4 protein-coding genes are annotated in these 5315 nt (G+C 72.3%); all 4 read right to left on the reverse strand.

From position 1 onward, the window contains the following. Positions 1 to 77 precede the first annotated feature (77 nt). Positions 78 to 1283 (reverse strand): 4-hydroxybenzoate 3-monooxygenase, encoded by a 1206-nt coding sequence (locus STRIP9103_RS20310; protein ID WP_009315748.1) that lies wholly within the window; start codon positions 1281 to 1283, stop codon positions 78 to 80. 146 nt (positions 1284 to 1429) lie between these two features. Beyond that, positions 1430 to 2638, reverse strand: a complete 1209-nt coding sequence (locus STRIP9103_RS20315; RefSeq protein WP_009315746.1) for a type III PLP-dependent enzyme — start codon at positions 2636 to 2638, stop codon at positions 1430 to 1432. Then, entirely contained in the window at positions 2635 to 4338 is a 1704-nt protein-coding gene (locus STRIP9103_RS20320) for an IucA/IucC family protein (RefSeq protein WP_009315744.1), read from the reverse strand. Before STRIP9103_RS20320 ends, STRIP9103_RS20315 begins: the two co-directional genes overlap by 4 nt. Next, positions 4338 to 5315, reverse strand: a 978-nt coding sequence (locus tag STRIP9103_RS20325) for an MFS transporter (protein ID WP_048820636.1), incomplete at its 5' end; no start/stop codon positions are given. The genes STRIP9103_RS20325 and STRIP9103_RS20320, both read right to left, overlap by 1 nt.

The raw sequence follows: 5315 nt of genomic DNA on the forward strand, positions 1-5315 counted from the left end.
GGTGTATCCGGCTCATGTCCGGCCGGGCCGGGCCATCCCGCCCGTTCTCGGTCAGCCCGTTCGATCAGCCCGTTCGGTCAGTCCGTTCGGTCGAGCGGCAGCCCCGTGTAGTTCTCGGCCAGTTCGGCCGCCGCATGCCGTGACGTGGCGACGCGGTCGAGCTGGGAGAGCTGGAGCCTGGTCTCGAACGGGGACTGCTCCGGGTCGGCGTGGAGGGTCGTGGTCATGAAGTAGGAGAAGTGCTCGGCCCGCCACACCCGGCGCAGACAGGTGTCGGAGTAGGCGTCGAGCAGTTCGGTCGAGCCGGTCTCCTTCAGCCGCGCGAAGGCGCGGGCCAGCACGATGACGTCGGTGGCGGCGAGGTTGAGCCCCTTGGCGCCGGTGGGCGGGACGATGTGGGCGGCGTCGCCGGCCAGGAAGAGTCGGCCGTAGCGCATCGGCTCGGTGACATGGCTGCGCATCGGCAGCACGGCCTTGGAGGTGACGGGCCCGCGCTTGAGCCGCCAGCCGGGGTTAGCGGTGAGGGCGAAGCGGGCGTCCAGCTCGTCCCAGATCCGCTCGTCGGACCAGTCGGCCGGGTCGGTGCCGTTCGGGACCTGGAGGTAGAGGCGGCTCACGGACAGTGACCGCATGCTCGCGAGCGCGAAACCGCGCTCGGAGTGGGCGTAGATCAGCTCGTCGTAGACGGGCGGCGCGTCGGCGAGGATGCCCAGCCAGGAGTAGGGGTACGTCCGCTCGTACGTCGTCCGCACCCCGTCGGGGACGGCGTTCCGGGCCACACCGTGGAAGCCGTCGCAGCCGACCACGTAGTCGCAGGTCAGGGTCTGCTCGCGGCCCTCGTGGGTGTAGCGGATCACCGGACGGTCGCCCTCTTGGGCGGATGCGGCCACGCCCTCGACGGCCTGCACCTCGGCCTCGAACAGCAAGGGCCCGCCCTCCGTGAGCTGGAGGGCGATCAGATCCTTGACGACCTCCGTCTGGGCGTAGACCCACACCCGGCGCCCGCCGGTCAGCTCGGGGAAGTCGACGCGGTGGGCGCGGCCGTCGAAGCGCAGCTCGATGCCGTCGTGGGGCATCCCCTCGCGGTCGAGCCGCTCCCCCGCGCCCGCGGAGCGCAGTACGTCGACGGTGGCCTGCTCCAGGATGCCGGCGCGCTGGCGCTGCTCGACGTACGCGCGATCCTTGCGTTCCAGAACCACACTGTCGATTCCCGCGTTGTGCAACAGGCGGGCCAGCAGCAGTCCGGCGGGGCCGCCGCCGATGATGCCGACAGTGGTGTGCATGAGTACTCCTCGTCGTTGAGGACGAGCCGCGTCCCGTCCTCCGGGCGCCGACATTGTTCGTCAGGTGAACTTCACTTCACTGAATTACAGGAGTGAGTCTGCGCCCGGTCTGCCCGCCTGTCAACGGTGGCACACCCCTTGAGGGGTCAGTCCAGGAAGTGGAAGCCCGGCCTCGGGTGCATCAGGAAGTCGTGGTGCGAGATGTTCCACGCGTAGGCGCCCGCGAGGGAGAAGGCCACCCGGTCCCCTGCCCGCAGCCCCGGTGCGTGGACGTGGCGGGCGAGGAGGTCCTTCGGGGTGCACAGCTGCCCGGCGATGCTGACGCGCTCCGCGCCGGAGGCCGGGCGCGGCCATGGGTACGGCCACTCCTCGACCGCCAGCACCGAGCAGGGCTGGTCGTGCCCCTTGGTCGCCGGGGTGCGCAAGTGGTGGGTGCCGCCGCGGACCACGGCGAACTCCTCGCCGTGGCTGTGCTTCACGTCCAGTACCTCGGTGGCGTACCAGCCGCAGTACGCGGTCAGGGCCCGCCCCGGCTCGATACGGAGCGTCAGTTCCGGGTGTGCGACCGCGAGTTGGGCCAGGCCTTCGCCGTACGCCGTCCAGTCGAAGCGGGTGTCGGGGTCGGCGTAGTCCACGGCCATGCCGCCGCCGATGTTGACCTCCGTGATGGGGACGGCCAGGTCCGTCGCCCAGTCCACGATCGAGCGGGCGACGGCCAGTTGCCCGGGTGCGTCGAGTCCGCTCGCCAGGTGGGCGTGGATGCCGCGCAGTTCGAGGTGGGGGTACGTCCCGTCCGTGAACGTGCGGAGTACGTCCGGCGCCCGGGTCGGGTCGAGGCCGAACGGGGTGGGCCGTCCGCCCATCGCGAGGGAGCTGCCCGCGAGCGAGCCGTCCGCCACGGCGAGGTTGAAGCGGAGCAGCACCGCCACGCGCGTGCCGGGCACGACCTGGCGGGCCAGTTCGGCGAGCATGCGCAGGTCGTGCTCGCTCTCCACGTGGAAGCGCTCGACGCCCTGCTCCAGGGCGGCCCGGATCTCGTCCGGGGTCTTGCCGGGGCCGCCGAAGGCGAGGGGGCGGCCGGGGACGGCCTTGGCGACATGGGCGAGTTCGCCGCCGGAGGACACCTCGTAGCCGTCGACGTACGGGCCGAGCGCGGCCAGGATCTCCGGCTCCGGGTTGGCCTTGGCGGCGTAGTACAGCTCGACCCGCTCGGGCAGGGCGGACCGTACGCGGGCAGCGTGCTCCCGCAGGGTCGCCAAGTCGTAGATGTACGCCGGGAGTTCGGTGGGCGGCAGGGACAGGATCCGGTCGCGTACGGCGGGGGTGGGGTCTGCCGTCAAGGGCTTCTGGCTCATCGGGTGCTCCAGCGGAGGATGTCCTCGGCGAGGGGGGAGGGCAGACGGACGTAGCCGGCCTCGCGGTCGGCCTTGCGGTCCCAGCGGGTGAGGAGGTTGGTCTTCGCGGGCAGGGGCACTCCTGCCAGCAGGGCGGCGAGGCGCGGCGGGCAGCCCTCCTCGTCGGCGTACGCCCGGATGACGGCGCGTACGGCCGCCCACAGGTCCGCCTCCGTCTCGGGGTGCAGGTCGGCGAGGGCGGCGAGCAGTTCGGCGACGTGGTTGACCAGCAGGCAGTACACGACCCGGTCCCAGCCGCGCTGGGCGTCGTACGACATCGGGCCGGCGACCTCGGGCGGGAGTGCGGCGAGGGTGTCGGCGTGGTGGTCGGGGACGAGCTTGGTGCCCTCCAGGTCGCGGAAGAGGACCTGGGCGGGCATGCCGTCGCCGTCGACGCAGATCAGGACGTTCTGGAGGTGGGGTTCGAGGACCAGGCCGTGGTCGAAGTAGGCGCAGAGCACGGGTGGGACGAGGAGGCGCAGATAGGCCCGCCACCAGTCCAGGGCGGCCTCGGGGCCGGCTCCGTCGAGGAGGCGGGAGATGTGGGCGGCGCTGGTCGGGTACTCGTCGGCCACGGCCGCCGCGAGCAGCGGGGTCGTGCCGGGCAGCAGCCGTCGGGACAGGCCTTCCCGGACGATCACGCCGAAGCCTTCCAGGAGGGCCCGGTCGGGGGTGCCGTCGGGGCCGGGGACGGCGAGGCTGCGGTAGGCGGGTTCGCGGAGCATCGCGCTGCCGGGGAAGCGGGACTGAAGGTCGGCGAGGGCCGGGGCGAGGACGCGGGTGAGGGCGACGGCGCCGGAGAGTTCGTAACTGGCGTTCTTGCGCAGGCAGTTGGTGATGCGGACGTTGAGGCTGAACTTCAGGAAGGAGTCGCCGTCGAAGAGGGTGCGCACGGAGGCGGTGGCGGCGTACTCGCGTCCGCCCGGGCCGAGGTCGAGGATGTCGCCGCTGCCCAGGGCCTCGCGCAGCAGCCGGTGCTCGCGCAGCATCTCGTACTGCCAGGGGTGTGTGGGCAGCAGCCGATAGCCCTCGGGGACGTCCCCGCGTTCCTGGTCGAACACGGCGGTGGCGTCGGGCTCGGCGCTCTCCTCGATGATCAGGTGCTCGCGGACGGCGAGATGGCGCAGCGGGAAGGAGGCGCCCGCTTCGGGGGCGTACGACTGCCAGGCGTCGGCGTCGCCGGTGCGGGCCTTGGGGGTGGGGTGGAAGCGGTGCCCGAACAGCAGGGACTGCTCGGAGGCCAGGTAGTCCGGCACGTCCTGGGTGGCCGTCGCGCGGGTGGCGAGGGCGGTGGCGAGGGTGCGGTGGCTGGAGTCGATCTGGTCGAGGAACTCGTCGTTGCCGACGCCGGTGCGCAGTGACAGTTCGTCGCGCGTGTACTCGGCGAGGCGGCGCCAGGTCAGCTCCGTCCAGCCGTCCTCGGTCTGCCGCTGCACCGGGCCCGTGAAGCGGTGGGCGCCCAGCAGGGAGGTGCGGCGGAGGGCGACGCGGAGGAGGAGGCCGCGGCGGGGCAGACGCAGCAGGAGGTGGCCGTCGCTCACGGCGGTCTGGTGTTCGGGGCCGGAGACCTCGCGCAGCAGGCAGTTGAGGAGGGTGTGCGCGACGGCGGTGTCGGCGGTGGGGAGATGGGTGGTACCGAGCGAGTCGGTGAGCGGGGGCATCAGTGGCTCCAGCGGGTACGCGGACGTGGGGGAAGGAGAGTCGCGAAGGTGGTGAGGGCGGCTATGCCGCCGCCTATGAGCACCGGTGCGGCGGGACCGAACCGTGCGCTGCCCACGGCGGCGGTGACCCCGGCGGCGACCGCGCCGGCCTTGGAGAAGAACTCCAGCGAGCCGAACATCCCGCCGGGGGCGCGGCCCCGGGCGCACTCGGCGGCCAGGACGGACAGGCCGACCATGCCGAGGGTGAGTCCGGCGCCGAGCAGCAGTCGTACGGCGATCAGTGCGGGCAGCGTGTCGGCGACGCCGTGCCCGGCCAGGCCGAGGGCGATCAGTGCGAAGCCGAGCGCTATGCCGTGCCGGGGGCGGGTGTGTATCGCGCGGTGCACGGCCATCGCCGACACCAGGTAGCAGAGGTGGGGCAGGGCGAACAGCAGTCCGGAGAGCGCGGCGGAGGCGCCCGGGAGGCGTTCCTCGACGAGGGAGATCAGATAGGGGAAGGAGATCACCGTGGAGAACACGAAGGTGAACTCCAGCGCGTAGAGCCTGCGCAGCGCGGCCATCGGGGCGACCTCGACGGTCTCCGTCTCCTCGTCGCTCACGGTCTTCGCGCTGTCACCCGGTTCGGGCAGCGCGGCCAGCAGGAGGGCCGCGGCGAGCGGGAGGAGGGCGAGGAGGGCGTACTGGCGGTGCGGTGACATCCACGGCGACAGGGCGCCGACGACGATGGGCGCGAACACCAGGGCGGCCCGTGCGCTGCCCTGCATGAGGGTGAGCGCCTTCGACAGATGGGCGCCCTCCAGGGCCGCGCCGAGGTAGCCGTTGGACGCCGCGAAGGTGCCGCCGAGGATGCCCTGGAGCACCAGCGCCACGGTGAACATGGTGAGCGAGTCCGCCCACCCGGCGAGCAGGAAGGAGACGGCGAGGCCCAACTGGGCCCGCAGCAGCAGCCGTTTTCGACCGAAGCGGTCGGCGAGCCG

This window comes from Streptomyces ipomoeae 91-03 (genome assembly GCF_000317595.1).
Taxonomy (GTDB): Bacteria; Actinomycetota; Actinomycetes; order Streptomycetales; family Streptomycetaceae; genus Streptomyces; species Streptomyces ipomoeae.

Bases quoted from the DNA above. Each gene is read 5' to 3' on its own strand.
- STRIP9103_RS20320 (WP_009315744.1), bottom strand. From the start codon at position 4,338: ATGCCCCCGCTCACCGACTCGCTCGGTACCACCCATCTCCCCACCGCC.
- STRIP9103_RS20310 (WP_009315748.1), bottom strand. From the start codon at position 1,283: ATGCACACCACTGTCGGCATCATCGGCGGCGGCCCCGCCGGACTGCTG.
- STRIP9103_RS20315 (WP_009315746.1), bottom strand. From the start codon at position 2,638: ATGAGCCAGAAGCCCTTGACGGCAGACCCCACCCCCGCCGTACGCGAC.